The 293-nt window shown below is 55.6% G+C and carries 1 protein-coding gene; it reads right to left on the bottom strand.

From position 1 onward, the window contains the following. Positions 1-35: 35 nt before the first annotated feature. Positions 36-227: a hypothetical protein gene (locus tag GPK90_RS18795; protein WP_003500082.1), complete on the bottom strand. Its 192-nt coding sequence runs from the start codon at positions 225-227 to the stop codon at positions 36-38. Between the last annotated feature and the right edge of the window lie 66 nt (positions 228-293).

The raw sequence follows: 293 nt of genomic DNA, 5'->3' as shown, positions 1-293 counted from the left end.
TTCTTCTCGTCACGGGTCAGCTCCCGGGCGTCCATTTAAGACTTCGGGCCACGATGGCCCGAAGGGCGGGGCTCCACGATCAGCGCCCGGAACTTCTTCCGGCACTGTTTTTTCTTTCCTTTGCACTCCTTGTAGTAACGGCATCCCTTACAAGGGTCGTCATTGTCCCAGCCGGGGTGCGGTACTTCCTTCATCATTCGTTCAAAAGGGCTGCTTGTAAAATTCATTCTCATTCCTCCGTATCTTCCTCCCACGGCGGGGTATCTTCGTCCTCGGGTTCCTCTGCGATCTCC

The organism is Clostridium sp. MCC344, assembly GCF_018785365.1.
Lineage (GTDB): Bacteria > Bacillota > Clostridia > Lachnospirales > Lachnospiraceae > Pilosibacter.
This window is presented reverse-complemented; position numbering and strand designations above follow the sequence as displayed.

Excerpts from the sequence above, each read along its gene's own strand:
- GPK90_RS18795 (WP_003500082.1), bottom strand. The coding sequence starts at position 227 with ATGAATTTTACAAGCAGCCCTTTTGAACGAATGATGAAGGAAGTACCG.